The 25,680-nt window shown below is 54.7% G+C and carries 35 protein-coding genes; 32 read left to right on the forward strand and 3 right to left on the reverse strand.

Going from position 1 to position 25,680, the window contains the following annotated elements:
* Nucleotides 1–322 precede the first annotated feature (322 nt).
* The 8 genes from ACJ8QF_RS24075 (at nt 323) to ACJ8QF_RS24110 (ending at nt 4,228) form a co-directional block, all read left to right on the forward strand.
* Entirely contained in the window at nt 323–874 is a 552-nt protein-coding gene (locus tag ACJ8QF_RS24075) for a hypothetical protein (protein ID WP_442537933.1), read from the forward strand.
* Nucleotides 871–1,377, forward strand: a complete 507-nt coding sequence (locus ACJ8QF_RS24080; protein ID WP_442537934.1) for a hypothetical protein — start codon at nt 871–873, stop codon at nt 1,375–1,377. The genes ACJ8QF_RS24075 and ACJ8QF_RS24080 overlap by 4 nt, the downstream gene beginning before the upstream one ends.
* On the forward strand, nt 1,374–1,637 hold the full coding sequence (gene sra / locus ACJ8QF_RS24085; protein ID WP_442537935.1) for a stationary-phase-induced ribosome-associated protein: 264 nt from the start codon (nt 1,374–1,376) through the stop codon (nt 1,635–1,637). The genes ACJ8QF_RS24080 and sra overlap by 4 nt, the downstream gene beginning before the upstream one ends.
* Nucleotides 1,638–1,962: 325 nt before the next feature.
* On the forward strand, nt 1,963–2,718 hold the full coding sequence (locus ACJ8QF_RS24090) for a hypothetical protein (protein WP_442537936.1): 756 nt from the start codon (nt 1,963–1,965) through the stop codon (nt 2,716–2,718).
* Entirely contained in the window at nt 2,718–3,023 is a 306-nt protein-coding gene (locus ACJ8QF_RS24095) for a hypothetical protein (RefSeq protein WP_442537937.1), read from the forward strand. Before ACJ8QF_RS24090 ends, ACJ8QF_RS24095 begins: the two co-directional genes overlap by 1 nt.
* Complete coding sequence (locus ACJ8QF_RS24100; RefSeq protein WP_442537938.1) at nt 3,013–3,234, forward strand: protein ninH; 222 nt, start codon at nt 3,013–3,015, stop codon at nt 3,232–3,234. The genes ACJ8QF_RS24095 and ACJ8QF_RS24100 overlap by 11 nt, the downstream gene beginning before the upstream one ends.
* Nucleotides 3,231–3,605 carry a hypothetical protein gene (locus tag ACJ8QF_RS24105; RefSeq protein ID WP_442537939.1) on the forward strand — a complete coding sequence of 125 codons (375 nt, stop codon included), beginning with the start codon at nt 3,231–3,233 and terminating at the stop codon, nt 3,603–3,605. Before ACJ8QF_RS24100 ends, ACJ8QF_RS24105 begins: the two co-directional genes overlap by 4 nt.
* Entirely contained in the window at nt 3,605–4,228 is a 624-nt protein-coding gene (locus ACJ8QF_RS24110; protein ID WP_442537940.1) for a hypothetical protein, read from the forward strand. Before ACJ8QF_RS24105 ends, ACJ8QF_RS24110 begins: the two co-directional genes overlap by 1 nt.
* A 62-nt stretch (nt 4,229–4,290) precedes the next feature.
* Here ACJ8QF_RS24110 and ACJ8QF_RS24115 read toward each other — a convergent pair whose 3' ends face one another.
* Nucleotides 4,291–4,791 carry a hypothetical protein gene (locus ACJ8QF_RS24115; protein ID WP_442537941.1) on the reverse strand — a complete coding sequence of 167 codons (501 nt, stop codon included), beginning with the start codon at nt 4,789–4,791 and terminating at the stop codon, nt 4,291–4,293.
* Between the two features lie 197 nt (nt 4,792–4,988).
* On the opposite strand from ACJ8QF_RS24115, the gene ACJ8QF_RS24120 reads away from it, so the two are divergent.
* The 4 genes from ACJ8QF_RS24120 (at nt 4,989) to ACJ8QF_RS24135 (ending at nt 6,704) form a co-directional block, all read left to right on the forward strand.
* Nucleotides 4,989–5,345, forward strand: a complete 357-nt coding sequence (locus tag ACJ8QF_RS24120; protein ID WP_154871516.1) for a phage holin family protein — start codon at nt 4,989–4,991, stop codon at nt 5,343–5,345.
* Entirely contained in the window at nt 5,335–5,730 is a 396-nt protein-coding gene (locus ACJ8QF_RS24125) for a M15 family metallopeptidase (RefSeq protein WP_442537942.1), read from the forward strand. The genes ACJ8QF_RS24120 and ACJ8QF_RS24125 overlap by 11 nt, the downstream gene beginning before the upstream one ends.
* Nucleotides 5,727–6,293, forward strand: a complete 567-nt coding sequence (locus tag ACJ8QF_RS24130; RefSeq protein ID WP_442537943.1) for a hypothetical protein — start codon at nt 5,727–5,729, stop codon at nt 6,291–6,293. The genes ACJ8QF_RS24125 and ACJ8QF_RS24130 overlap by 4 nt, the downstream gene beginning before the upstream one ends.
* Before the next feature lie 69 nt (nt 6,294–6,362).
* On the forward strand, nt 6,363–6,704 hold the full coding sequence (locus ACJ8QF_RS24135) for a DUF6694 family lipoprotein (RefSeq protein ID WP_442537944.1): 342 nt from the start codon (nt 6,363–6,365) through the stop codon (nt 6,702–6,704).
* 52 nt (nt 6,705–6,756) lie between these two features.
* Here the strand turns inward: ACJ8QF_RS24135 and istB are convergent, their stop codons facing one another.
* Nucleotides 6,757–7,539 carry an IS21-like element ISSen3 family helper ATPase IstB gene (gene istB, locus ACJ8QF_RS24140; RefSeq protein ID WP_032736786.1) on the reverse strand — a complete coding sequence of 261 codons (783 nt, stop codon included), beginning with the start codon at nt 7,537–7,539 and terminating at the stop codon, nt 6,757–6,759.
* Nucleotides 7,536–8,558, reverse strand: coding sequence for an IS21-like element ISSen3 family transposase (gene istA, locus ACJ8QF_RS24145; RefSeq protein ID WP_442537945.1), 1,023 nt, complete (start codon nt 8,556–8,558; stop codon nt 7,536–7,538). Before istA ends, istB begins: the two co-directional genes overlap by 4 nt.
* 440 nt (nt 8,559–8,998) lie before the next feature.
* Between istA and ACJ8QF_RS24150 the strand changes: the two genes are divergently transcribed.
* Genes ACJ8QF_RS24150 through ACJ8QF_RS24245 form a run of 20 tightly spaced genes read left to right on the forward strand, consistent with a single transcriptional unit; the run spans nt 8,999 to nt 25,604 of the window.
* Nucleotides 8,999–9,553: a terminase small subunit gene (locus ACJ8QF_RS24150; protein WP_442537946.1), complete on the forward strand. Its 555-nt coding sequence runs from the start codon at nt 8,999–9,001 to the stop codon at nt 9,551–9,553.
* Nucleotides 9,528–11,453, forward strand: a complete 1,926-nt coding sequence (locus tag ACJ8QF_RS24155; protein ID WP_442537947.1) for a phage terminase large subunit family protein — start codon at nt 9,528–9,530, stop codon at nt 11,451–11,453. Before ACJ8QF_RS24150 ends, ACJ8QF_RS24155 begins: the two co-directional genes overlap by 26 nt.
* 1 nt (nt 11,454) lies before the next feature.
* On the forward strand, nt 11,455–11,661 hold the full coding sequence (locus ACJ8QF_RS24160; protein ID WP_026142328.1) for a phage head-tail joining protein: 207 nt from the start codon (nt 11,455–11,457) through the stop codon (nt 11,659–11,661).
* Nucleotides 11,658–13,259 carry a phage portal protein gene (locus ACJ8QF_RS24165; protein WP_442537948.1) on the forward strand — a complete coding sequence of 534 codons (1,602 nt, stop codon included), beginning with the start codon at nt 11,658–11,660 and terminating at the stop codon, nt 13,257–13,259. The genes ACJ8QF_RS24160 and ACJ8QF_RS24165 overlap by 4 nt, the downstream gene beginning before the upstream one ends.
* 19 nt (nt 13,260–13,278) lie before the next feature.
* On the forward strand, nt 13,279–14,544 hold the full coding sequence (locus tag ACJ8QF_RS24170) for a S49 family peptidase (protein ID WP_442537966.1): 1,266 nt from the start codon (nt 13,279–13,281) through the stop codon (nt 14,542–14,544).
* An 11-nt stretch (nt 14,545–14,555) separates the two neighbouring features.
* Nucleotides 14,556–14,888 carry a head decoration protein gene (locus ACJ8QF_RS24175; protein ID WP_442537949.1) on the forward strand — a complete coding sequence of 111 codons (333 nt, stop codon included), beginning with the start codon at nt 14,556–14,558 and terminating at the stop codon, nt 14,886–14,888.
* 59 nt (nt 14,889–14,947) lie between these two features.
* Nucleotides 14,948–15,985: a major capsid protein gene (locus ACJ8QF_RS24180; RefSeq protein WP_197813968.1), complete on the forward strand. Its 1,038-nt coding sequence runs from the start codon at nt 14,948–14,950 to the stop codon at nt 15,983–15,985.
* Nucleotides 15,986–16,038: 53 nt separating this feature from the next.
* Nucleotides 16,039–16,449 carry a DNA-packaging protein FI gene (gpFI, locus tag ACJ8QF_RS24185; RefSeq protein WP_442537950.1) on the forward strand — a complete coding sequence of 137 codons (411 nt, stop codon included), beginning with the start codon at nt 16,039–16,041 and terminating at the stop codon, nt 16,447–16,449.
* A 9-nt stretch (nt 16,450–16,458) separates the two neighbouring features.
* Nucleotides 16,459–16,827 (forward strand): head-tail joining protein, encoded by a 369-nt coding sequence (locus ACJ8QF_RS24190; protein WP_122078795.1) that lies wholly within the window; start codon nt 16,459–16,461, stop codon nt 16,825–16,827.
* Between the two features lies 1 nt (nt 16,828).
* Nucleotides 16,829–17,485 carry a hypothetical protein gene (locus ACJ8QF_RS24195; RefSeq protein WP_427690254.1) on the forward strand — a complete coding sequence of 219 codons (657 nt, stop codon included), beginning with the start codon at nt 16,829–16,831 and terminating at the stop codon, nt 17,483–17,485.
* Between the two features lie 7 nt (nt 17,486–17,492).
* Nucleotides 17,493–18,047: a hypothetical protein gene (locus ACJ8QF_RS24200; protein WP_411227369.1), complete on the forward strand. Its 555-nt coding sequence runs from the start codon at nt 17,493–17,495 to the stop codon at nt 18,045–18,047.
* A complete protein-coding gene (locus tag ACJ8QF_RS24205) occupies nt 18,040–18,660 on the forward strand; it encodes a phage baseplate assembly protein V (RefSeq protein WP_442537951.1) in 621 nt (206 codons plus the stop codon). Before ACJ8QF_RS24200 ends, ACJ8QF_RS24205 begins: the two co-directional genes overlap by 8 nt.
* A 32-nt stretch (nt 18,661–18,692) precedes the next feature.
* Nucleotides 18,693–19,052 carry a GPW/gp25 family protein gene (locus tag ACJ8QF_RS24210; RefSeq protein ID WP_017892542.1) on the forward strand — a complete coding sequence of 120 codons (360 nt, stop codon included), beginning with the start codon at nt 18,693–18,695 and terminating at the stop codon, nt 19,050–19,052.
* Nucleotides 19,027–19,941 (forward strand): baseplate assembly protein, encoded by a 915-nt coding sequence (locus tag ACJ8QF_RS24215; RefSeq protein ID WP_122078359.1) that lies wholly within the window; start codon nt 19,027–19,029, stop codon nt 19,939–19,941. The genes ACJ8QF_RS24210 and ACJ8QF_RS24215 overlap by 26 nt, the downstream gene beginning before the upstream one ends.
* Nucleotides 19,931–21,079, forward strand: coding sequence for a phage tail protein I (locus ACJ8QF_RS24220; RefSeq protein WP_442537952.1), 1,149 nt, complete (start codon nt 19,931–19,933; stop codon nt 21,077–21,079). The genes ACJ8QF_RS24215 and ACJ8QF_RS24220 overlap by 11 nt, the downstream gene beginning before the upstream one ends.
* Nucleotides 21,079–22,425, forward strand: a complete 1,347-nt coding sequence (locus ACJ8QF_RS24225) for a phage tail-collar fiber domain-containing protein (protein WP_442537953.1) — start codon at nt 21,079–21,081, stop codon at nt 22,423–22,425. Before ACJ8QF_RS24220 ends, ACJ8QF_RS24225 begins: the two co-directional genes overlap by 1 nt.
* The gene (locus ACJ8QF_RS24230; RefSeq protein WP_442537954.1) at nt 22,422–23,150 is read left to right on the forward strand and encodes a tail fiber assembly protein; all 729 of its coding nucleotides are present in this window, start codon (nt 22,422–22,424) and stop codon (nt 23,148–23,150) included. Before ACJ8QF_RS24225 ends, ACJ8QF_RS24230 begins: the two co-directional genes overlap by 4 nt.
* Nucleotides 23,151–23,201: 51 nt before the next feature.
* Nucleotides 23,202–24,743, forward strand: coding sequence for a phage tail sheath C-terminal domain-containing protein (locus tag ACJ8QF_RS24235; RefSeq protein WP_442537955.1), 1,542 nt, complete (start codon nt 23,202–23,204; stop codon nt 24,741–24,743).
* Complete coding sequence (locus tag ACJ8QF_RS24240; RefSeq protein ID WP_442537956.1) at nt 24,740–25,246, forward strand: phage major tail tube protein; 507 nt, start codon at nt 24,740–24,742, stop codon at nt 25,244–25,246. The genes ACJ8QF_RS24235 and ACJ8QF_RS24240 overlap by 4 nt, the downstream gene beginning before the upstream one ends.
* 58 nt (nt 25,247–25,304) lie before the next feature.
* On the forward strand, nt 25,305–25,604 hold the full coding sequence (locus ACJ8QF_RS24245; protein ID WP_442537957.1) for a phage tail assembly protein: 300 nt from the start codon (nt 25,305–25,307) through the stop codon (nt 25,602–25,604).
* Nucleotides 25,605–25,680: the final 76 nt, after the last annotated feature.

Below are 25,680 nucleotides of genomic sequence, written 5' to 3' on the forward strand. Positions count from 1 at the left end.
GGCGCACAACTGAAAGGGCATTCCCGCCGATCGCTGGTGGATGGCAGAACGGGGGCGTTACTGACCTGGAATGCTCTTTCAGTTGTGATGTGTGCAAGCGCACTGCAGCGCCGGCCGACGCAAAGACCTGTAAATCGGCTGAGCCGCAGCAGCTGGCGGCCAATACCAAAACTGAGCGGCAGGAAATAAGCAGGGGTAGCGCCCTGGTGTCGCAACACTGATTGCTGTGTGTAGTCATTGGCCCCGCTAGCCGGGGCGTTTTTTTACACTGAACCCGGCTTTAAATCTTTATTTAAATAATTCTTTAAAGGACACCTCGACAATGTGCCAAAAGAAAGAAATCACCGCTGTAGAGCTGGCGGCTTGCCCGTTTTGCGCCGGCGCCCCGGCGGAGGTTATCCGCTATGAAACCACACAGAAGCCGTTAACGCTCGGCGATGAGTTGATCCCGGGTTGGTACGAGGCAATTGTTTTTTGCCATGAGTGCGGCGCCCAAAGCGGCGAGGTATCAGCCGAGGTACATCAGCCAGAAGATATGGAATTGCTGATCGCCTCCTCCCGTGTGGAGTGGAATCTACGCGACAAGCGCAACCAAGACCTTTACGCCTCCGCGTTATCTGATGGCCTCATTGTTGCCCCAGTTGGCGCCGATGGCTGGATCCCCGTTAGTGAGCAATTGCCGCCGTATGGCGTACCCGTTGACGTGGTGTGTATGGGGCACGTCCAGCACATAGCGCACAAGCTGGCGCAGGACGGCGAGGCCTTTAGCTGGGAGATTTGCTCAGAAGACCATGAGGAGCTGGTGGAGCTGGATGCTATTTCACACTGGCGCTACCGACCTATTTTCCGTACTGCAGAAGGAACCGCAGCATGAAAGCATACACATTTACCGGTACAAAAATCGGCTTTGATGCCGAAGAAATCAGCCAGGTAATCGCGCAGGCCTTGGCCAATAAATACGGCTTAGTTTGTAGCGTGGAAATCCACGCCGTTAACCCTGGCTCGTACAGCGATGATTTTTCTATCCAGGTCATCCCGGGTGAGAATCGGCTGGTGGCTGCTGTCGTGGAACGTGATCAGGAAGGTTTCTGGACGCACCCGGGTTATTTCGAGCCTGCCGGCGGTGGAGAGTATGGCGCCCCGGGCGAGTTTGAGGCCTGGCTTGATGCGTTCAATCTCGAATGTGTAGCGCTGGCCATGTCAGAGGATGACGGGATCCCGGATCAGGACGTTGTTGATTGGGATTATGGCCATTGGGACGCCAGCAATTGGAACCCAACGGCACCAGATGGTGAAGGCTGGTTTATCGGCTCGATTCACGACACCGAAGATGGTCCGTTCTGCGTCTGGCTGCGTGCTAAGGCTGGTGGCCAATGAAATCTAACCATGCAGCCCGCCGGCAGCTGGGCATGTCGTATAAATTCAGCCGGCGCCAGCGTTATCCGTGGGTGTTCCTATTCATCCCGCCACCAATTGCACTGCAATTCTTGCTCCCGGAGCGCGCTAAGGGGCTGGGTGTGACGGCTGTGAAGTATGAACCGACACCGTTTCACAATTTCATTATCGACGCAGACGCATACGGATATTACCCGGTATCGGCATTTTATCCGGCCCATGTGGCCAACGGGAGGGGGTAGGGATGAGCCAAAGCATAGAAGTAAAGGTCCGTTACGCCAGTGGGACCTATATCGCCAGGCATCAAGGAAAGCAGGCATCAAACACGGCCAGCGCCAAATGTGCGGCTGAAAGGCTGGCTGGTAAGTTATTCCGCGAACTGCAGCGGGTATCTGTGATGCGCATCGATGCTGGCCAGGATTATCAGCCTGGCATGTTTCGGATCACGCCGGACGAGTCGCAAAAATGCCGTGCGTGTGGATGTTCCTGGAGCCGTGCGTGCGCTGGTGGCTGTCATTGGGTTGAGGCCGATTTGTGCAGCAGCTGCGCACCTGGGGAGGTCCAGCTATGAGCGTCACACTGTCACAAGTTACCAGTCTTTTAGAGAGCCAGGGGCCATCTTCCCTTGAAACCCTGGCGCACATCCTGGACGAGCAAGAGAGCACGCTGCGAGCGCTGCTAACAGGCGCTTATCGTCGCGGGCATTTTGGCTTTGATAGCGGGCTTTATTTCGTCCTGAGTGAAGCGGAGCAAGCCGCCGTTAAATTAACCATGTCCCCGCCTGCAGCGCCGGCGCCTAAGCCGACACCTAAGCCCGAACCTGCGCCGGCAACAAAGGCAGCGGCAAAACCTGCTGTTACGTCTGCGCAGCTGCGCGAACTGCTGAGAAAGCGCGGAAAAATGACAGCTGCAGAGCTGGCCAAAGAGCTTGGCATCAAATCGGGGATGATTGGGCCGGCATTCTCACATGACCGTAAAGCGGGGCGTGTCGTGATTGTGACGCTGGATAAGGTGAATTACTACAAACTGGCAGAGCCGCGCGATACGGCCCCGCCTGCAGCTCCTGCAGCGCCAGAAGATAAGCCCGCATTACCTCCCATCGCTGATACACGGCTATATCCTGGAGCCTCCCTCAAAGAGGCGCCAGCGGGCAGCGTGCCGGCAGTGGCCAACACTCAAACGCTGACTATTCCCACGGTGGACTTTATTACCTCTGAAATTCATAGGCTGGTGGGCGAACTCCGCCAGGCTAAGGAGCTGCGCGCGGCAATCATCAACCTGACCCGTTTAACAAAGGGCGCCCAGGTGGAGGATGTGAACTGATGGCCAAGCAAATCAATTTTGAAGGAGCACAGCTTATTGGCGGCGGTGGGCTGATACAGGGCGATATTTATGTGCGCCGCAGTTGGATGATTATTCTTGCCGATGGCACTAAATATCAGCGTGAAGTCTATGGCCGGAGCGATGAGCCAGGCTTGGAAATATGGGAAAAGTGGTGCAAACCCGGCCCGGACGTTTACCAGGCGCCGCACTGGCGTAAGGCATCGAAAGCAGACCGTATGCAACTGCAGCAATGGCTGCGCGCACATTCTGATTATTTGCCTGATGGGGGGCCTCATGGACAATAGACAACCGGATCATTTGCCTGCCGGCGTTTCAACAATCCCGGGAATTCTTGCGGATAAGACGACTAACCAGACTCAGCTGGCCGTAACGCTGGAAATAAGCCGGGGAACGCTGAGAAAGTATTTACACGATAATGCCGGCGCCTATCACGTTGTTGTTAATGGTGTGTTTTACAGCCGCCAGGGCTATCAGAATGGAGCTGTTAAGCAATGAATATAACCGAACATGGAAACACATTTACCTGCGATTGCGGGTTTAGCTGGCAGCGTGGTTTCAGTGGTTCGCACGACTGCGCGCAGGGGTTACGCCGCCAAATCGAAGACTTGAAAGCCACAGCGCCAGGACTTGGCAAACTCCCGCCGCTGACTGCTGAATTAGCGAACATCCTCGGCCGGCCTAATTTCCAATGCTGCCACCTGGCGCAGGCGCTGCGAGCTGGTGGCCATGACATTCCGCGAAAGGCAGAGGCAGAACAGGCTGCTGTGATTTATTTCATGCTGGGGCATTACCTGGAACACGGTGAGAAATGGAGCGAGAAGGCCGAGGAGGAGTTACAACGGCTTGTAGCATCGGGGGCGCTTTAATGATTAGGGACCTAAAGGACATCGCCAACTATTGGCGCATGGTTAAATCTGGTGGATTTTTATCGCCTAAGGCTGACGCTAATGAAATCAGCATAACTATCTATGCGTTAGATGCCGCCATTAAGAGGATCACCCTGTTGGAGCTGTCGCAGCGGCAAGACACTACAAACTGTATCGAGGGTGATTTGAGTTCTGAGGTCACGCTGGCTTTTATTCGGGCGTTGATGGCCAACACGGGTACAACTGCCGGTAGTGATTTAGACACTCCGCTGCTGGTGGATTCTGACTATCGCCGGCGCGCGCGTGATTATGCGGCCGATATGTTCCAGCGTTGGTATCGCCAGGCGACAGCGGCGGGAATTTCTGTAGATGACTTTAACCGGGCTGATATTGATAAATTTGCTGATGGGTTGCTGGCTGATGCCCTGACGCGTTTTAGGGTTGAGATAGGATTTAATCAGCATTTAGAGGCTAAGGTAAGTTTCCTGCCGCAAGATGTTATCCAGTTGGCGCCGTCCAGCAGGGAGAGCATGAGTAATTTAGTTCAAAACGTAGTTGATACGGATGTACTGCAAGAAATGCTAATGGCTGGCGTTGCACGCTTGGGACGTGCGGCAAAATAAATGGGTGGCTGTGACGCGTCACGGTTAAAAAATGTGACGCGTCACAGTAGGGGAATAAATCATTATTTCTTATTCAAGTCGTTGCTAACTGTTTTCTGAGATACGCCTAAGCGGTCGGCAATTTGTTGCTGGCTCAATCCCGTGCTCCGCAGGCGTTGCGTTTCTTGCCGACGCTGAGCCAAGGACATTGGATCGCAAGTTGAAACAGTTCGTTCTGAGAAACCCGTCCCCTCATAGGTGGTAACTCGGACGTGTTGGCCGGTTCTTCCACTAATGCCGGATACTGTGACTTGACCCGATTTACTGGATGCTTTCCAATCGGTCAATTGTAAATCCTGTACCAAATTACCAATAACTGGAGCGGTGGAAGGAGCTAGAGGAGGTATAACCTTTGGTGGTTTTGCCATTTTATTCAATCTCTTTTTTAAGTAGGTATGTAATTTACTAGTAAATCTGCTATTAAAGTATGGTGCTCCATGAAGGCCGTCAACATTCTTTTCGGTTTCATAAATCGACAGCTTAATTTCTGCTCGATAGATGCCGGGAAAAATAAATGACCACAAAATGAATCAATAAAACTTCAAAATGAATTGACGAATGTGAGCCTTTGCTATACCTTTTTTCATAACGTGATGTATTTGCGTTCTCGGTACAGATGACCTCGCTTCACCCAAAAGCCCTAGCCTAACCGCTGGGGCTTTTTCTTTGCTGGCTGCGCTTATGCGTGGACTTTTTCCTTTCTGATACCCGGAGCCGGGCAATGAATAACCAACACCTGCCGCCGGGATTCCTGGAGGCGACTTTGCTGTGGATGAAAACTAATGCACCCGTGCTTTATGGATCGTTCGCGGCGTTTGGCATGGCTACCTTGCTGACGCTGCGCGATGGCAAGTCATGGATGGATGCCGTTTATGCCGGCGCCATTTGTCTGCTGATCTCGATGGGCGTTATCAATTCGCTGGAGCTATTCGGAATGAGCCAGGACAACGCCTTGCTGATTGGCGTTGTGATCGGCGGGATAGGTGTAGAGCGTTGCCTGGCAATCTTGCGCGCCTTTTCCAGCATGAAAACGCATGTACCAATGGAAGAGAAGGATAAACCGAAAAATGACCGCTAATTATCGTTTCAGCGAACGCAGCGAAGGCAATTTAAAAGGCGTCAATTCCGAGCTGGTGGCTGTTGTTCGCCGTGCCCTGGAGTTGTCGCCCGTTGATTTTACCGTTATCGAGGGGCGCCGAACCCAGGAAAGACAAAAGCAATTGGTAGCCGCCGGCGCGAGCAAAACCATGAATAGCCGCCATATTTCCGGGAATGCGGTAGACCTGCTGCCCGTTGGCGCTAACTGGAATGATCATAAATGCTGGCTGCCGGTGCTGGTGGCCATGCGCCAGGCTGGCCAAGAGCTTGGCCTAAAGCTGCGATTTGGCATCACCTGGACGGATAATCCAGAAGATAAGCCGGCGAAGTTCCTGGACGCTCCCCACGTCGAGATCCCCGCGTGATAGCCGCGTTACTTAAATATTGGCGGGTGGGCCTGCTGGCCGTGCTTGTTGCTGCCCTGGCTGTTTCGATGTGGTCCGTCTCGTACTACTCAGAACGAGCAGAGCGGGCCGAGGGGCAGGCGCGCCAGCTGCAGGCCGATAACTCCCTGCAGGGGGAGGCTATCGCTACCCAGGGGTTTCAGTTTTACCGAATGAACCAAATAGCCGGCGCGGTTGCTGGGTATCAAATGGCCGTCGGCCTGAAATCAGAAGAGGCGCAAAATGAAATCCGGACGATTGTTAAGCGTGATCCGGTTGGCCGGCAGTGTGTTAATCCTGTTGTTGCTCAGCGGGTGCTCAACTACGCGAACCGTTTACGTGCCGGCGCAGTGCCAGGCCTTGCCGCCGGCGCTACTGCAACAGATACCGCCACCGCTGCCGCCGGCTGCCGATTGACCTACGGCCAGGCTGTTTACTGGCTTGAGCCGCTCCTGGTCACTGTGGACAAGCTGAACAGGCAACTGCAGGGAATACAGGAAGCCGACGCGGTGCGGACGGTAAAGCAATCAACCAAGGCCATATGATATGCAGGGCTATATGCTTGGGTGGAATACCGGTAACATTAAGCCACAACTAACACGTCAGGAGGACGAATGAAGCGTTATTTGTTACCAATGGTATTTATGTTCGCGTTGAGTGGTTGCGATCAAGCACCCCGGTTTGATGCATCGAGTCAGGAGGCTTTCTCATATTCAGGCGAGAAGATCATTGATGCTTTGCCTAAAGATAAAAAAGAAGAGTTGTTGCGTGCAGGTGTAGAGATTGAGCGTTATGCCGACGTGGCAACAGGCGGTAGAGATAAGGCCGCTGCTAGTAGGATGTATATGACTATTTTCGATGGAAAAACTGTTGATGAAGTCATAAAGGAGTCCAAAGAACTAAGAATAAAGACAGAGGAAAAACTCCAACAAAAAATGTCTGTCAACAACGGGTAAAAAGTGATCCACTTACCGTCACCACCAACGGTCGAATATTGATCCACCTTGTTTACTCAGGATTAGCTTCCGCTATAACCCCGGCCTTTCGTTTCTGCTTCAGCCGATAGCTCTCCCCTTTTATCTGGACTACGTGTGAGTGATGTAAGATCCGGTCCAGCATCGCCGATGTCAGGGCTGCATCACCGGCGAACGTCTGGTCCCACTGCCCGAACGGCAGGTTAGAGGTCAGGATCATCGCGCTCTTCTCGTAACGTTTGGCTATGACCTGGAAGAACAGCTTGGCTTCCTCCTGACTGAACGGCAGATAGCCTATTTCGTCGATGATGAGCAGTTTTGGGGCCATGACACCGCGATTGAGTGTCGTTTTGTAACGCCCCTGACGCTGGGAAGTCGACAGCTGTAACAGCAGGTCCGCTGCTGTTGTGAAGCGAACCTTGATGCCCGCCCGTACTGCTTCGTAGCCCATGGCTATCGCCAGATGTGTTTTTCCCACGCCCGAGGGGCCCAGCAACACGATGTTTTCGTTACGTTCGATGAAGCTCAGGGAGCGCAGCGACTGGATTTGCTTCTGAGGTGCGCCGGTGGCGAAGGTGAAGTCGTATTCCTCGAACGTCTTCACCGCCGGGAAGGCTGCCATCCGCGTGTACATCGCCTGTTTACGCTGATGCCGGGCCAGTTTTTCCTCATGTAACAGGTGCTCCAGGAAGTCCATGTAGCTCCATTCCTGCTCCACTGCCTGTTGCGACAGCGCCGGCGCCGCGCCGATAAGACTGTCCAACTGGAGCTGTTCGGCAAGCACCATTAGTCGTTGATGTTGTAGTTCGACCATCATGCGGCTCCTCTGCAGAACGTGTCATAGATGGACAGCGGATGATGCAACGGTTGCCTGTCGAAGGTCACCAGGCTTTCGTCTACCTGCACGTCATACTGTTTTTTCTCCGGTGGCAGTGCCAGCATGGATTGCTGTTCCTCCACCCAACGATCACAGGGGCGGGTCCGGATAGTTTCATGTTTCCGTTGATTGGCCACATCGTACAGCCAGCGCAGGCCGTAACGATTTGCGGTTTCAACATCGACTGTGATCCCCATCGGGCGCAGTCGCGTCATTAACGGGATGTAGAAGCTGTTGCGGGTGTACTGCACCATTCGCTCCACCTTACCTTTAGTCTGTGCCCTGAAGGGGCGACACAGCCGGGGAGAGAAGCCCATCTCTTTGCCGAACTGCCACAGGGAAGGATGGAACCGATGCTGTCCGGTCTGGTAAGCATCTCGCTGGAGCACCACCGTTTTCATATTGTCGTACAGAACTTCCCGCGGTACACCGCCGAAGAAGCTGAACGCATTGCGGTGACAGGCTTCCAGGGTGTCGTAGCGCATGTTGTCAGTGAACTCGATGTACAGCATCCTGCTGTATCCCAGAACGGCAACGAACACATGAAGCGGTGATTTGCCGTTTCGCATGGTCCCCCAGTCAACCTGCATCTGCCGCCCGGGCTCGGTTTCGAAGCGAACGACCGGTTCTGCCTGTGCTGGCAGGGTCTGTTTGCGGATGAACTCTCTCAGGATAGTCAGCCCTCCACGATAGCCCAGCTCCATGATTTCCCGGGCAATAACAGTCGCCGGGATTTTGTAGGGATGCGCATCGCTGATCCGCTTAGAGATATAATCGCGGTATTCATCGAGCAGTGATGATGATGCCGGGCGTGGTGAATACTGCGGCTTTTCAGATTTGGCTTTCAGGTGGCTACGGACAGTATTGCGCGAAATACCCAGTTCCCTGGCGATGGCCCGGATACTCATTCCCCGCTTGTGCAGGACTTTAATTTCCATACGAATCTCAAAAGTGATCATAAGCTCCCCTGTATTCAGAGGAGCAGATTAACCCCTGGATCAATTTTCAACCGCTGGGGTGGATCAGTTTTGCACCGTTGGTAACAATGTCTTCCAACTAGTCAGTCTAACCCACCTTTCGGTGGGTTTTTTATTGGCTTTTGAATGAGAACTCATGAGGTCAATATCGAGGTTAGGTGTTAAATGATAATGCTTCTCAAATGCTGCGGGTCCTTCCTGGAGTTCAAAACACCGAGGGGCGGTAGACGCGCGAAAAGTCGCTATTTATGAGTTTTTTAGACGCGGATCCTACTTCCTTCTCACTTAATACCTAACCCATTGTTTTTAATTGATTCACCTATAGCCAAAGCGGGAAGCGATCCGGCTGGGATCCTCTCGATTTTCGGGAAATCACTTCCCGGTTAAAAAAATGTTAATAAAAAGGAGTTTCGGGGGGATTTATGAATGTAACAAAGGCACAACTGGCGGACCTCTTCGAAGTTTCAACACGCACTATCACCACTTGGCAATCGCAAGGGATGCCGGTTGTGGCCGGCGATGGTAATGGTGGTAAAGGCGGGGAAAACACCTATTCGACAAAGGACGTTATTACCTGGTACGCCGACCGCGAGGCCTCGTTAGAAAACGAGATATTGCGTAAAGAGCTGGATGCCCTGCAGCAAAGCGGGGAAGAGGCCTTGCAGCCCGGCACTATCGATTATGAGCGCTACCGTTTAACCCGCGCTCAGGCCGATGGCCAGGAATTAAAGAACGCCAAAGACTCCGCCGAGGTAGTGGAAACCGGCTTCTGCATGTTTGTCCTGTCAAAGGTTGCGGGGGAGATTGCCGGCATTCTTGACGGCATTCCTCTCTCAATGCAGCGGCGCTTTCCTGACCTGGAAAATCGGCATATCGAATTTTTAAAGCGGGATGTGGTGAAAGCCATGAATAAAGCGGCTGCGCTGGATGAAATTCTTCCGGGGTTGCTGAATGAGTATATCGAACAAACGGATTGATCGGCTGCGTTATTGGGTTGCCGCCGGTCTGCGTTCGCTATTCCGCCCCGTTCCTATGACGGCTGTCGAATGGGCTAACGAATTTTATTACCTCCCCAAAGAATCCTCCTATCAAGAGGGGCGCTGGGAAACGATGCCGTTTCAGGTTGCGATCATGAACGCAATGGGGAGCGATGACATCCGGGAGGTAAACCTGATTAAGTCGGCGCGCGTCGGCTATTCAAAAATGTTGCTGGCCGTCGTGGCGTATTTTATCCAGCACAAACAGCGAAACGGGCTGTTGTGGCAGCCGACGGATGGCGACGCTGAAAATTTTATGAAGTCGCACGTCGAACCGACGATCCGCGACGTTCCCAGTCTCTTAGCAATGGCGCCCTGGTACGGAAAAAAACACCGCGATAACACGCTTTCGATGAAGCGTTTTTCGAACGGTCGGGGTTTCTGGTGCCTGGGAGGTAAAGCGGCAAAAAACTACCGTGAAAAATCGGTCGATTATGTTGGCTATGACGAACTGGCCGCCTTTGATGAGGATGTGGAGAAAGAGGGGTCGCCGACGTTCCTGGGTGATAAGCGCATAGAAGGCTCAGTGTGGCCAAAGTCGATACGCGGATCTACACCGAAAATCAGGGGCATATGCCAGATAGAACGCGCCGCCAGTGAATCCGGGCATTTGATGCGTTTTCATGTGAAATGCCCGCATTGCGGCGAGGAGCAGTTTTTAAAGTTCGGCGATCGTGAAACGCCATACGGTTTTAAGTGGGAATCAGGGAAGCCGAAGACGGTTTTTTATCTCTGTGAGCATAACGCCTGCGTGATACGTCAGCAGGAACTTAATTTTAGTGATGCGCGTTATATCTGTGAAAACACGGGCCTTTACACGTCTGATGGTCTCCGCTGGTTCGAATCGACGGGGCAGGAGGTTGATCCCCCTGAATCAGTCTCCTTTCACATCTGGACCGCTTACAGCTCGTTTACTACCTGGGCGCAAATCGTTAAGGACTTTAGAAAGACGAAGGGCGACACGGGCAAGCTGAAAACGTTCACCAACACGACGCTAGGAGAAACCTGGGCCGAGGAAGTGGGGGAGCGACCGTTACCTGAAACCCTGGTTGAACTGGCAGAACATTACCGGGCAGAGGTACCCGATCGTGTGGTTTACCTCACTGCCGGCATTGACTCCCAGCTCGACCGTTACGAAATGCGTGTTTGGGGCTGGGCGCCAGGTGAAGAAGCCTTCCTGATCGACCGCGTGATTATCATGGGCCGGCACGATGAAGAAGAAACGTTGCTGCGTGTTGATGAGGCCATCAACAAACAGTACCAGTTAGCCGACGGCACGATCATGACCATTGGCCGCGTTTGCTGGGACTCCGGCGGTATCGACCCGGCGATTGTTTATAACCGTTCGAAAAAGCTGGGCCTCTTCCGGGTAATACCGATCAAGGGAGCCAGCGTTTATGGGAAGCCTGTGGCCAACATGCCGCGAAAGAAAAACAGTCATGGCGTTTTTCTGACAGAAATCGGCACAGACGTTGCCAAAGAAGTCATTTACAGCCGCTACAAACTAGAACGTTCCGCTGATGGCTCCCCCGTTCCTGGGCTTATCCACTACCCGAATAATCCGGCGGTTTTCGACCTGGCCGAAGCCGAGCAGATGACGGCAGAGGAACTCATAGAAAAATATGAGAAAGGGAAAATTAAATTGCTCTGGGACGCCAAAAAACGCCGAAACGAGGCCCTCGACTGTTTTGTTTATGCCCTGGCGGCTTTGCGTATCAGCGTTTCGCGCTGGCAGCTGGATTTGGATGTGTTACTGGCCAGCCGCCAACAATCACCGTCCGGCCAGCAGGCCAGAAGTAATAATGACCTCGCCGCTATTGCGGCTCAATTGGGAGGATAACGTGGCGACACTGGCACAATTGGAAGAAGCCCGAAAAGCCTTACACGAACTGCTAACGGGTAAACGTGTGGCATCGATTCAAAAAGACGGGCGCGCCGTGACATTCACCTCCGCCACGTTAAACGAGCTGCGCGCCTATATCTCTGATTTAGAGGTTCAACTGGGGTTAGCCAGTCGGCGCCGAGGTCCGGCGGGGTTCGGGGTATGAATAAAAATCAAACTTTACTTGGCCCGGATGGCGCGACGCCGCTGCGTGAATACGCCGGTTATACCGGTGGCGGTGTAGGCTTTGGTGGCCAAATTGCCGGCTGGCAACCCTCTTCACAAAGCGTAGACGCCGCATTACTGCCGCAATTTGAACGGGGGAACGCCCGGGCTGATGACCTGGTGCGAAATAACGGCTACGCAGCCAATGGCGTGCAGTTGCACCAGGATCATATCGTCGGCTCATTCTTTCGCCTTAGCTATCGGCCAAACTGGCGATATCTCGGCATCGCTGAGGAAGAATCCCGAGCGTTTTCTGACGAGATAGAGGCGGCCTGGCGAGAGTACGCAGAGGACCCCGATTGTTGCCTGGACGTGGAGCGCAAACGAACCTTTACGATGATGATCCGTGAAGGCGTGGCCATGCACGCGTTTAACGGGGAAGTCTTTACCCAGCCTTGCTGGGATCGTGCTCCGCATCGGCTGTTTCGCACCCAGTTTAAAATGGTCAGCCCCAAACGTATCCGAAACGCGCCCGGAGTACTCGACAGTAAAACGCAACGCGCCGGTGTTTCGCTGGACAAATATGGCGCCGCCATTGGTTACAACGTGGTGGATGACAGTTACCCGAGCTGGGGCGCCCGGCGCTTTTCCTACGTACCCCGCGAGCTGGCGAATGGTCGGCCAGCGATGATCCATATTTTTGAACCGTTGGAAGATGGCCAAACACGTGGGGCTAACCGGTTCTACAGCGTGATGGAGCAAATGAAGATGCTCGATACGCTGCAGAATACGCAGCTGCAGAGTGCGATTGTTAAGGCGATGTATGCCGCAACCATTGAGTCGGAGCTGGATACAGAAAAAGCGTTTGATTACATCCTGGGGGCGGGGAACGTGAAAGGCCAGGAACCCCCGATGAATAAATTCCTGGAGCAATACCTGATTTATTACCAGGCCGCGCAAGTGAAGTTTGGCGGCGCCAAAGTCCCGCACCTGTTCCCAGGGGATAAACTGGAACTGAAAACCGCGCAGAACGCGGATAACGGCTATTCAGTCTTTGAACAATCGCTGCTGAGATATATCGCTGCCGGCCTGGGGGTGTCCTACGAGCAGCTTTCCCGTGATTATTCGCAGGTGAGTTACTCCAGTGCCCGGGCATCGGCTAATGAATCCTGGCGTTACTTCCTTGGTCGCCGCAAGTTTATTGCGTCACGCCAGGCGAGCATGATGTTTTCCTGTTGGCTGGAAGAAGCATTGATCCGTGGGGTGGTAAAAATGCCATCCCGCGCACGTTTCTCATTCAGTGAGGCGCGATGTGCCTGGAGTAATTCAGAATGGATCGGCGCCGGCCGCATGGCCATTGATGGCCTGAAAGAGGTGCAGGAGTCCGTCATGCTGATAGAGGCGGGCTTAAGTACCTTTGAAAAGGAATGCGGCAAGCTGGGCGAAGACTATCAGGAAATTTTCCGGCAGCAGGTTCGGGAGGCAGAAGAACGTAAGGCAGCCGGCTTAACACAGCCTGCGTGGGTGGCTGCAGCTTTCCAGGCTCAGCTGCAGAATTCTACACAAAACGAGGGAGGTCAGCGTGGATCAAGCGCGTAACTTGCCCCATATCGCCAGTATGGCACTCAATGAGCCGCTTTTATTAGAACCCGCCTACGCGCGGGTTTTCTTTTGCGCGTTGGGTAACGAGCTGGGCGTGGGGCGCCTGATAGATGGCACAACAAACACGGTCTTATCACCGCCGCAAATGACCGAATTAGCCGCGTCCTATGGTCCCGGACGAATGACTGTCTCGGATAACGGCTATGACATCCAGGACCGGATCGCCATTGTCCCGATATCGGGGACGTTGGTCAGCAAGTCCGCCGCTTTGCGTCCGTATTCTGGCATGACCGGCTACAACGGGATTGTTTCCAGGGTAACCGCGGCAATTAACGATCCCGACGTTGACGGGATTTTGCTCGATATGGACACCCCGGGAGGGATGGTCGCCGGCGGATTTGATGCGGCCGATATTATCGCCCGTCTGCGTAGTCAAAAGCCGATCTGGTCATTGGCCAACGATATGAACTGCAGCGCCGGTCAGTTGCTGGCCAGCGCGTGCTCTCGGCGCCTGGTCACGCAAACGGCCAAAGCCGGCTCTATCGGGGTACTGATGGCCCACAGTAATTACGCCGGCAATCTGGAGCAAGCCGGCGTCGATATCACCCTGATTTTTGCCGGTGCTCACAAGGTGGACGGGAATCCCTGGGAAGCCTTGCCAAAGGAGGTCCGGGCAACATTTCAGGCAAAAATGAACGCGATCCGGCAATCCTTTGCGGAAAAAGTATCGGGCTATACCGGTATTTCCGTTCAGGCGGTGCTCGATACCGAAGCGGCCGTGTATACCGGCCAGGAATCGATAGACGCAGGTCTATCCGATGAGTTGGTTATCAACACCGATGCGTTAGCGGTCATGCGTGAGGCTATCAGTAACTCAAAAGTAACCCGGTCTATAGGAGGCCAAATGTCAGTAAATCAAACCCAAACCGTAGCGGATACGCCAACTGGATCGGAAGTGGCCACAGCACAAACGGCAGCGGCTCAGCCCGCAGGAAGTGTAACAGCGGCCGTTAATGATGCCATTCAGGCCGAAAATGCCCGCATCATGGGGATTTTAGATTGTGATGAGGCCAAAGGCCGCGGAGTCTCTGCGCGTGCCTTGGCAGCCACGCCAGGCATGACGGTAGAAAATGCCCAGCGCATTCTTGCCAGTATGCCGGAAAGCGCTCAGGCCCGGACTGAAACGGGACTTGATCGCCTGATGGCCGATTCTCCCGAAGCCCTGGGACAAGGGGCAGCGGCAAAGGCCGAAGAAAACGACTTAATGAACACCCCGGTGTAAGGAACCCCAGAATGGTAAATCAAGAAGAGTTTAAGCATATTCAGCCCCTTGGTGGCAGCGATGCGGCACATACTGCGATCGGCATTAGTGGCCTTACTGCGGCAACGCCGGCACTCACCCCGCTAATGTTGAAAGAAGACACTAACAAGCTGGTGGCATGGGATGGGGCAAAAGCCGGGACGGCCGTTGCTATTTTGGCGCTGGCCATCGATGGCCCTCAACCGAAAATCACGTACTACAAATCCGGTACATTCCGGGTTGAGGATGTGCAATGGCCAGAAGCAGCGGCCACTGATGAACTGAAATTTAACGCCTTTGTTGGCTCGGCTATCAGCGTTAACTAATAGCTCCCGATCACCACTTTATAACCGCGCCTGGCGCGGTTTTTTTATGAGGAAAACTCATGTCCCAATCCATGTACTCGACGAGCAAATTGATCGCCGTCACAGAGACAAAATTCAAGTTTGACCCGCTGTTTCTGCGTGTTTTCTACCGTGAAAGCTACGAATTTGATACTGAAACCGTAGACCTGGCCAAGATCCCCGGAGAGGTCGCAATGGCGGTTTATATCTCTCCAACGGTTGAGGGTAAAGTGCTGCGTTCGCGTGGCGGCCTGACCACGCAATTTAAGCCGGGTTACGTTAAGCCAAAGCACGAAGTTAACCCGCAAATGGTGCTGCGTCGTCTGCCAGATGAAGATCCGGAGCAGTTGAAAGACCCCGCTTATCGTCGTAATCGCATCATCCTGCAGAACCTGAAAGATGAAGAATTGGCTATCGCCCAGGTTGAAGAAAAACAGGCTGTCGATGCTGTGATCAGTGGCAAATACATCATGACCGGCGAAGCGTTCGAAGAGGTCGAAGTAGACCTGCAGCGCGACCCGGCCAACAACATCACGCAGGCTGGCGCCGGTCGCTGGTCTACCCAGGACAAGGAAACCTACGACCCGACCGGAGATCTGGAGGAGTACGCGCTCAATGCGTCCGGGATTGTCAATCTGGTTGTGATGGACCCAAAAGCCTGGTCCCTCTTCCAGTCTTTCAAAGCTGTGCAGAAAAAGCTCGATACCCGCCGGGGATCTGTGGCTTACCTGGAAACCGCGTTGAAGGATTTGGGTAAAGCGGTGTCGGTTAAGGGCATGTATGGCGATGTGGCCATCGTGGTTTACGTTGGCCAGTATATCGACCCTAAGACCCAGAAAAAAACCAACTACATGCCTGAAAACACCTTTGTGATGGGTAATAACGAGGCGCGGGGCATCCGAACCTATGGCGCTATTCAGGATGTTGAGGCGCTGAACGAAGGCATTACCAAGGCCCGCCGTTATCCAAAAAACTGGATTCAAACGGGCGATCCGGCGCGCGAATACACCATGACGCAAACCGCGCCGCTGATGCTATTGGCTGATGCTAATGAATTCGTGGTGGTGAAAGTCGCTTAACCCATCCTGTAGGGGCTACGGCCCCTTTTCCCCTGTTTTAGAGAGAGAACACAATGGCTGCTAAAGACGATTTGATCACCAAGCTGGGCGAGTTGGGCAAGGTGCTGGGCCGTGAACTGAGCACGGAAGGAACTATCGCAGTTTTGCAACTGCGGATCCGCGAAGCCGAAGAGGAAATCGAGGCTCTGGAGGAAGACGGCGACGGTACCGACGGTGGCACCGGTGGGGCGTCTGGTTCCGGTCCGTTGCTGCAGACGACCACCGAACAACGCCAGCCAATGGCGCCAAAATCAGAAGGCGAAATCGAGTGGGTACCGGTTCGCGTGCTGACGACGTTGCATATCAACGCATTGCATGAAACGCGAAATCAACCGGTGAAAATGGCGTATGCCGGCGATACGGTCCGCGTTCTGGCCTCGGACGTGGACGAGCTGGAAGACGCTGGCCACGCGACAGAGCTTTAAGGGGGCGGCATGGATGGGTTCGATAACCTTTTTGATGAGGCCCTTTTCGATGCTGACAGCCGAATTATTGAGGTGATGGGGCGGGAAATGGTGGTGTCTATCAATGGTGCGCCGACGCCTGTCCGTGCCGTTTTCGATGAGCCTGCCGCTGATACTTCCCTGCCTTATGGCGCCGCAACGGTTCAGGACGTCGCCCCTCGGCTATTTGTTAAAACGGCGCTGATTGCAGGCCTGAAACCGAAAGATCGGGTGGAGATTGGCGCAGAGTCCTTTTGGGTGGTGAAGGTCGGCCCGGACGACACAGGAACCTGTGTTGTTACATTGGCGCGCGGAGTGCCAGGGAAGCCCGCGCCGGCGATCGACAAATGGAGTAAATGATATGGCCCGCGCAAGCAGGTTAAGGCGAGATTTACCCTTTGATATCGATCTGCAGGTACTGCAGCGGATCGCAATTTCTGCCGGCGCCAACCATACGCAATACATGCGCGCGTATAGCAGGGCCTTAAATCGCACCATGACAACGCTAAAAAAACGCGTTGTTGGGGATATGAAAGCCGGCATAGCGCCCCGTAACTTATCCCTTATTCGTAAGCGTCTGTTGTCGTTTCGCTTAACCCGTGGCGCGCAGCTGGATGAGGGGAAATTGTGGTTTGGTCTGAATGCAATCAAGGTTAAGGATCTCAAAGGCCGAGTTAAAGGTCGGATCCGTCCGCACCATGACCGCAGGGCCCCCCAGACAGGGCGATTTATTGCCGCCAGGCGTAGGGCCTCGGCAGAGGTCGGTTTTGAGCCTAAAGGCGAATTGCTGACGGCTAAAAACTTCCCTGATGGCGAGGTGGGCCGAACGCGTGCCGGTCGGCGAACGGTATTAATTCGCGACCCGCAGACCCGCCGCGCGAAAGAGGCGGAGGTCGATATTTACGCCCCGATGCTGGACTACATCGAGGACAACGCCTTTTCAGACGTTGCGCGGATTTTCTTCCATCACTTTGAAATGGATTTAAAAGGCCGCGTGAAGATGCGGATTAACGTGTGAGGGACGTATGCCAACACCGATTTTAATGGCCAGCTATCACGATGCGATATTGTCTGCGCTGCGCGAAATTGCGTGGGTAGTCAACGCTGATGATTACCCGGAGGTAGTCACGCAGTTGGAAACGCCGGCGGTGTATTTGTCTATCGCCGGCTGGGAGAACTCCCCCGGCTCTGATGGTCAGTTGCGCGTTGAATTTGAGCACGATCTCTTTGTTGTTGTGGACCGCTCAGCGACGGCCGACATTTCAAAACCTCAGATATATATTCGCACGGCTGCAGCTGACCTTAGCCAATGGATAGAGGGTAAAACGTTTGGGCTTGAAGGGCTGGAGCCGGCGGAGTTTGTCAGAGCTGGCCCTGATGATTTTGATTTGGCGCTGGATGATTACATTGTCTGGCGGATCACCTTCACCCAGGTGGCCGCGATGGGTGAAGATCCGTTTGAATCGAAAGCAGGCCCACTGAAAAAGGTATTTTTGGGCAAGGCTCCGAATATCGGCAGCGCGCACATTGACGACTATCGGCTGATCTACGAGAAAAAAGAGGGCGCCGGCGATGAGTGATGACGCGTTATCAGACCTGCAGCGCCGGGTTGCCAATATGGTCCGCCGGGGGGTTATTCATTCTGTACGGCATGGCCAGCAACCGGCCTGCCGCGTCGAACTGGGCGACATCATCACAGCCTGGCTTCCTCTGTGTATGGGATTTTCAGGCGCAAATCGCACGGAGTCCAACCCCTGCGCAGTTGGGGACCCTGTGACCGTGTTATCTGAGGCCGGGGAACTGAATAACGGGCGGGTGCTTCCCGGTGGTAATACGGGCGTCATGCCGGCGCCAGAAGGCAGCGACGCGGAGCACATCACCCGATACAGCGACGGCGGCGAGTTTCGCTACAACCGCGAAGACCACGCCTTTACGCTGGCACTGCCGGAGGGCGGCACCTATGAAATTATCGGTAAAGGGACGTTACGCGGGCCGGTAGAAATAACGGACACGCTGACGGTGAAAGGGAAAACGGAGCTGCAGGCGGATACTGCAGTCACCGGGGACCTGTCCGCCACAGGGAAAATCTCCGACGGCAAAAGCTCTCTGGACCGGATCCGGGAAATTTTCAACACCCACACACATCCCGATCCGCATGGCGGGAACACCGACAAACCGAACAACGAAATGTAACCCGCTCCGGCGGGTTTTTTTATGGGGGCACTATGCAGGGAGTTAATGCAGCCAACGGTAAACGCCTGGCGGATACGCCTCACTTGCGCCAGTCCGTCTTTGACATCCTGACCACGCCGATCGGTAGCCGCGTTCTGGTCCGGGATTACGGCAGCGATTTACTGGACCTGGTGGACAACCCCCAGGACGAAAGCACGCGGGTGCATATCATCGCCGCCACGGCCAGCGCCCTGGCGAAGTGGGAGCCGCGTCTGCAGGTGAAAACGGTGGCGGTCCAGTTTGCCGGCACCGGGCAATTTGATTTGACGATTTACGGCATCAACACAGAAACGGGCTACCCGATCACTTTGGAGGAGTTAACGATAAATGGCGACCAATTCCGCGACGATTAACCTTTCAGAATTGCCCGTTCCTGACGCGGTGAAAGTCCCTGACCCCGCGCTGATTTTTGCCGGCTGGCTGGCGCGACTCCGCGAGCTGGACCCGGATTATGATGCCTTGCTGGAGTCTGACCCGGTGTTTAAACAAGGGGAGGTCCTGGCGTATCACTCAACACTGATCCGCCAGGGCATGAATGACTCTATTCGTGCGGTGCTGTTGGCCAGCGCCCAAGGGAACGACCTGGATCAGTTGGGCGCTAATTTTGATGTGTTGCGCTTGCTGATAACACCGGGCGACCCGAACGCCGTCCCGCCAGTGGCACCAGTCTATGAAGACGACGAGGCGTTTAGAACCCGGATACAACTGGCATGGTCCCGGTTAAGTACCGCCGGCGCCGAAAACACCTACACCTTTTTTGCCGCGTCTGCAGACCCTGACGTTTTAGATGTTCGGGCATACGGCCCCGAAGATCATCAACTGCTTGGAGAGGTGTATCTCTATGTGCTGTCCCGGACCAATGGGGGGATCCCGTCGGCGGAGGTGCTGAAAAAGGTTGCCGAAGCGGTCAATAAAAAAGAGGTCCGGCCGCTGACCGATTTTGTCACGGTGAAGCCGGCGGAAATGGTGGATTTTGAAGTCATTGCAGATATCCAAATCCCCTACGGCCCGGACACTGACACGGTGATGAAAGCGGCAGAGGATGAGCTGGCCAAGTACCTGGCCATTGTTAACCGTCTCGGCCGGCTGGTGTCGTGCTCGGCCATTGACCGCGCATTGCATCAAGCCGGAATAGTGACGGTAAAACTCACTTCACCCGCTGCAGATATCAGCATGGCAATGGGGCAGGCGCCGCGATGCTCAAAAGTGACGCTGCGTAAGGTGATCATTAATGCCGAATAAATTTAAAACCCTCCTCCCGCCCAATGCCATCCCGGCAGAGCGCGCCCTGGAGCAGGCGACAATTGAGGAGGTGCTCTCTATCCCTGACCTGATCCGGATAGTGAAAAATCCGGCGTTGTGCCCTGTTGAGCTGCTGCCGTGGCTGGCGTGGGAGTACAGCGTGGATACCTGGAACACGGATTGGACAGAGGCGGAGAAACGGGCGGCAATCGCCCGGGCGGCGTATATCCATCGACACAGGGGGACCCGGGCGGCGATCGAAATGTCGTTATCCTCTTCACCGTTCGCTAGCGATGTAGTCGAGTGGTTCGAAAAAACGCCCCGGGGAGAGCCTTACACGTTCTCTCTCGATGTGACCCAGGACGACCGGCCGATCACGTTAACGGACGTGCAGGACCTGAAAAGCGCGGTAATGAAAGGTAAAAACCTGCGCTCCTGGTTCGATGTGTCGTTTAAAGGCAGCCTGGACGGTAAGGCGATTTTAGCCGGCTACATGATTGCATCTGAGTCATTCTCAATCATCCCTGTGTTTGAGTTTATCGGCGTACATATCAACGGCTGGATGACGTCGGAGTTTGCGCCTACGTCGTCGTTTGATGGGGCTGTTTACACGCTGGTAACGCAAGGCAACTTTGGCGCGATCACCTGGCACGTAACAGGCCCGGCGACGGTGGCCAGTGACGGAACGGTAACAATCACCGGTCCCGGGGCAGTCGCTATCACGGGGACAGATGCTCGTAACCGCTCGATCAGCCACGCAATCAACCCTGTTCGTTACCTTGTTCCCACGCCGGCAGATATTCAGCTTAGCCAGTCTGAGATGCCCGCGTTTATTGAAAAACAGGGCGGCAGAATGTGCCTGGTTGAGGATTTAATTCGTTGGCCGCAAGCCGGCGGAACGAAGGTCCGCGAAATGGGGCATCTGTGGGGGGAGTGGGGAAACATGGCAGCCTACGGCTGGCGCAAGTTTTGGATGGGTTCAACCTCGGAGGAAGCCCGCTGGGTTACTGCTTCCCCGGGGAGTCCCTCAAATTTCAGTCGGTTTGTGCGGTTAACCTCTGCGACAACCGGCAGCGTTTCGCCGTGGGACCCTAACGATTATTCGACGGCTGCAGTGATTGAAGTGGAGAAAAAATAATGGCCTCAGGATTAATTTTAACCGCCGTCGGCGCCGAGGCGATAGAGACGGCTTATCAGGCCGGTGAGGTGGTCACTATCCCGATCGTCGCGTTTGGTGATGGTGGCGGGGCCTCTGTGACCCCTGACCCTGCAGTAACCAAGCTGGTTAATAAATTTGGGGATGTGCCCTTTACGCAGGGGGATTCGGGTAGCGGCATGATTGCCGGCCAGGCAGTCATAAACGCCCGTGAATATCCAGGGGAAGTAGTCCGTGAGTTCGGGCTGATGAGTAGCGCCGGCGTTCTGATTGCCTATGGCGCCTATCCCGACAGCTATTTACCGGAGCAAAACGACTCCATCGTAAAAGAGCTGGTGATTAGCTTTGCCATGCCGCTGGTACACGCTGAAAGCGTGGTGCTGGAGATTGATCCGAATGTATCGGTATTGACGATTGAAGAAGCGGACGCCCGTTATCTTTTCAGAAAGGGCGACACGGCGACGGGCGATCTGGGCGCCCCAATGTTCCAGGCAAACGGCACTAACGGCATACCGGCCGGCGCAGGCATGTACAAGGAGCAATTAGATAACCACGCCCCATTTTATTCACCTGATTATCACTGGTCTGTAACGCCAGGAAGCACTTATATCCCCCTCGTTAAAGGGCGAGGCACTCGAAAAGGCAAAGGGTGGCCGACGGCCGTCAGCTTTGGCTACCTTATGCCAGGAACGGATATGCACGCGCATCCTGTCATCCATGCTATCGGTGATAGCGGGATGGAGTGTATTTGGGAGTTTGATACCCAAACCGGAGGCCTAAGAAGTAAAGCCGGGACGTTTGCAATAGAAGAACAGCAACCGATTGTGCCGCTGCCGTTTTCGGGTGATTCCCCGCCGCCTGGCCATGCATTAATGCTGGGGCAGGCTTTTGATAAAAACGCCTATCCGCGCACGGCGCAGGCGTACCCGTCGGGTGTTTTCCCCGACATGCGAGGCCGGACTATTTTGGGGAAACCGGATGATCGCGTCCCGTTATCGTTGGCTGATGGTGAGGTTAAGAGTCACGGCCACGGCGGTGAAGTGGCCGGTGCTGACTTGGGTTCACCAGAAACAACAGAAAGCGGGGGATATAGCCCGAAACTGCGTTCTTATCCATCCAATACGGCATTAGACGGGGGATCCAGTAGCCGTCACTCCATTGACCAGGATCGCGGGTTTACTGATTACGGACTGATTGAAGGTGTTCCACCGCATAAACACAACATCCCGTTAGGGTGGCACGGCCACGGTTTACGCATTGACGCGTTCGGCGCTGCGAAAAACACCGTTGATAACATCGCATTTAACTACATTGTGAGGCTGGCATGACAGAGAGCTTTGAGTTTTCGGATATTCCCCGCTGGGTATGGGTTTACCGCTTTGACGATGCCGGCATTTTTACCGGCTCCCTCAATTTTTACGTGGCACCGCATACAGGTTTGCCGGCTAATTGCACCCCGTTAAAGTGCAATCCGAAGACGGGCCAGGCGGGTGTATGGGATGGCGCTCGCTGGGAGTATGTGCCGGACGTGCGAGGCGCGAAATATTGGGATCAGCGTGGAAATCAGTTTGTCATGATGGAGCTGGCCGCGTTTCCAGAATGGGCTGTAACTGATGCGCCGCCAGCGGCAGAGCCTGGCCATGCTGTTTTGCATACGGGCGACGCTTGGCAGCAAATTGAAGACCGATCAGGGCAGACCTATTACACCGCAGACGGTAGCCCCCAGGTAGTGCCCGACACCTATTTCATCTTGCCTCCTGACTGCACATTTACGGCGCCAGCAACCCCCTGGGACCAGTGGGACGGTGAGCAGTGGGTAACAGATACCGCCGCCCAACAGCGGGCTGCAGTAGAGCAAGCCGCGCAAACCCTGCAGCTGTTGCGGCAGCAGGCAGATCGGCAGATTGAATTGCTTAACGACGCTGCAGAGACGGGGATTAGCGAGGAAGGCGATGAACAACGCCTGGCCAACTGGAAAAAATACCGCGTGCTGTTAAGCCGCGTCGATATCAGCCAGGCCCCCGATATCCCCTGGCCCGCGTTGCCAGCCTGATAAACAACCCCCTGACCGCCGCCGGCGGTTTTTTTATGCCTGGAGATAACAATGGCAGATTTACATGGTGTGGAAACAATAGAGCTGAATATCGGCTCGGTAGCCGTGACAACCATTCAGACCGCGATTATCGGGCTGGTGGGGACGGCGCCAAATGCGTCTAAAGGGACGGTAGCAAGCCGGACCACGGGCACCCCGTTACTGGATAATGAACTGACGTTTAACGCCTCAGCGCCGGGGCGCCTGGGCAATCAGTACAGTGTTAAGGCAGTCGCCGGCGCTGCAGAGGCGAAAACCTCGGCCAGTTATGCGGCCGGGGTGCTGTCGATCATCCTGGGCGCAGATACTGAGGGCGTGATAACAGCGACCGCGGCCGAGGTGGCTGCAGCGGTGAAAGCCGTGGCCGATAGCAAAATCATTGCCGTTGAAACCACGGCACCGGGGATTGTGGCGCCATTCACGGCCCTGTTAGCCGGCGGGACCGATGAGCCGTTTCCGCTGAATACGCCGGTGGCCGTGATTGGCGGCACCCAACTAAGCGCCCTCGGCGCCGGCGGCACGCTGGGCGAGGCGATCACGGACATCACCGACCAAACGAACGCGCTAATTATCGTCGTGCGTGCGGCGGATAAAGCGGAAGGTAAAGCCGCTGCCGTGCTCAGTACGGAAAAGGGCGTGAAGTTAACGACCGAAGGCGGGGCGAAATTGCTCACAGAGCAGAAATTTGCGGTGGATCCCGACGTGCGGGCCAGTCTGATCGCCGCTATGGGGGCCTGGTCATTAAGCGAATCTGTCACCCGTTACCGGCCGCGCATTTTGATTGCGCCGGGTTTCAGTGAAGACGATGCGATCGGGAAGGCGCTGGAAACGGCCGCAAACAAATTGCGCGCGGTGGCCTATGTTGATTGCGAGTCGATGGCCACGGCTCAGGAGGTTGTGACCCGTCGCCAAATGTATGGTGCCCGGGTGGAGCTGTTACGCCCGCGCGTCTCGAAAGTGAAAGCCAACGGTGAAATCACCTTTCGCCCTTACTCCGCATCGGCTGCAGGCCTGCGCGCGCGGATTGATTTAGAAAAGGGCTGGTGGTGGAGCAAGTCCAATCAGGCGATCGCGAACATCCTCGGCGTTGAACAAGTGGACGAGTTTATCCTCGGCGATCGTAACTGCCAGGCCAATTTATTGAACATGGAAAACGTCACGACCATTATCCGCCGTGATGGCTTTCGGCATTGGGGGAACCGCCTTTGTATCCAGGATCCGCAATGGCAGTTTGAATCAGTGCGCCGTACTGCAGACGTTATCGAGGACAGCATCCAGGAGACGGCCTTGCTGTACGTCGATCGGCCGCTCGACCTGGAGAACATCGATGACATCCTGGGCACGATTAACTCCTATATGCGCACGCTGACCAAGCTCAAAGCTATTTTTGGCGGCCGGGCCTGGCTGGATGAGGAGCTGAACACCGCCGAAACCCTGGCGGCCGGTGAGGTCTATATCGATTATGACTTTGGTCCGAAATCACCGACAGAACGGATCACGATGCGGGTTCGCATTAACAACCAATATGCAGTAGAGGAGCTGGGGACAGTATGAGCGATAAAGCAACGGTAAGAGCCTGGACATTTTTTGCCGGCGGTTTTCGTATCCAGGGCGCGCATGAGTACACGCCGCCGGAGCTGTCGATCGTCAAAACAGACCTGCGCACCGGCGCGCAGGATGCCCCCACGCCGATGGATGACGGGATGGAGGCGCTAATCTGCCAGATCAAGTTTTACGGCATCGATACGGATATGCTGACCCGTTTTGGTTTTGTGACGGGCAATCGCAATCGCTTTGCGGCCTATGAGGGCTATCTCAGCAACGGCCGCGCACTGGGGGCGATTGACGAGATAGAGGGATTTGTTTCGAAAATTACGCCTGACGCCCGGGATAACCAGGCGTTGTCAGAAAAGGCGACCACGGTCGAAATCGCGATCAATTACTACAAACAAACGTTTGAAGGCCGCGAGCTGTTCGAAATCGACACGGAGCGCTTTATTCGCCGTGTGAATGGCGTGGATCAGTTGCGCGGCATTGCCGCCAAAATCCGCCTTTAATCCTTAATCATCCTCGTTATCAAGCGGCCCCCGGGCCGCTATTTTATTGGAGCAATTTATGAGTTACCCCGCGCACAAACAAGAGATCACTTTCTATTCCCCGCTGACCCTCGAAGACGGCAGCGCACTTACCCGTGTTTTCATGCGGGAGCCGCTGGTGCGGGACCGTATCGAGTTCTCCCGGATGAAAGGGAATGACCTGGAGAATGAGGTGGCCATGATCGCCAACCTTTGCGATATGAACGTAAGAGACGTAGAGAACCTAACCTCGGCGGACTTCTCCCAGTTGGAGGATATGTTTAACGATTTTTTGCTACCGCCCGAAAAGCGGGAGAAATCGACATCCAGCGAGGCCTAAGGCTGCTGGGGCGCCGGCTGCATTACACGCTAGGCGACTGGCTGAACATGCCTTTCAGCGTGTTTAGTGATTTTCT

Origin of the sequence: Serratia sp. CY81684 (assembly GCF_052166595.1) — a bacterium.
Classification (GTDB): domain Bacteria; phylum Pseudomonadota; class Gammaproteobacteria; order Enterobacterales; family Enterobacteriaceae; genus Serratia; species Serratia nematodiphila.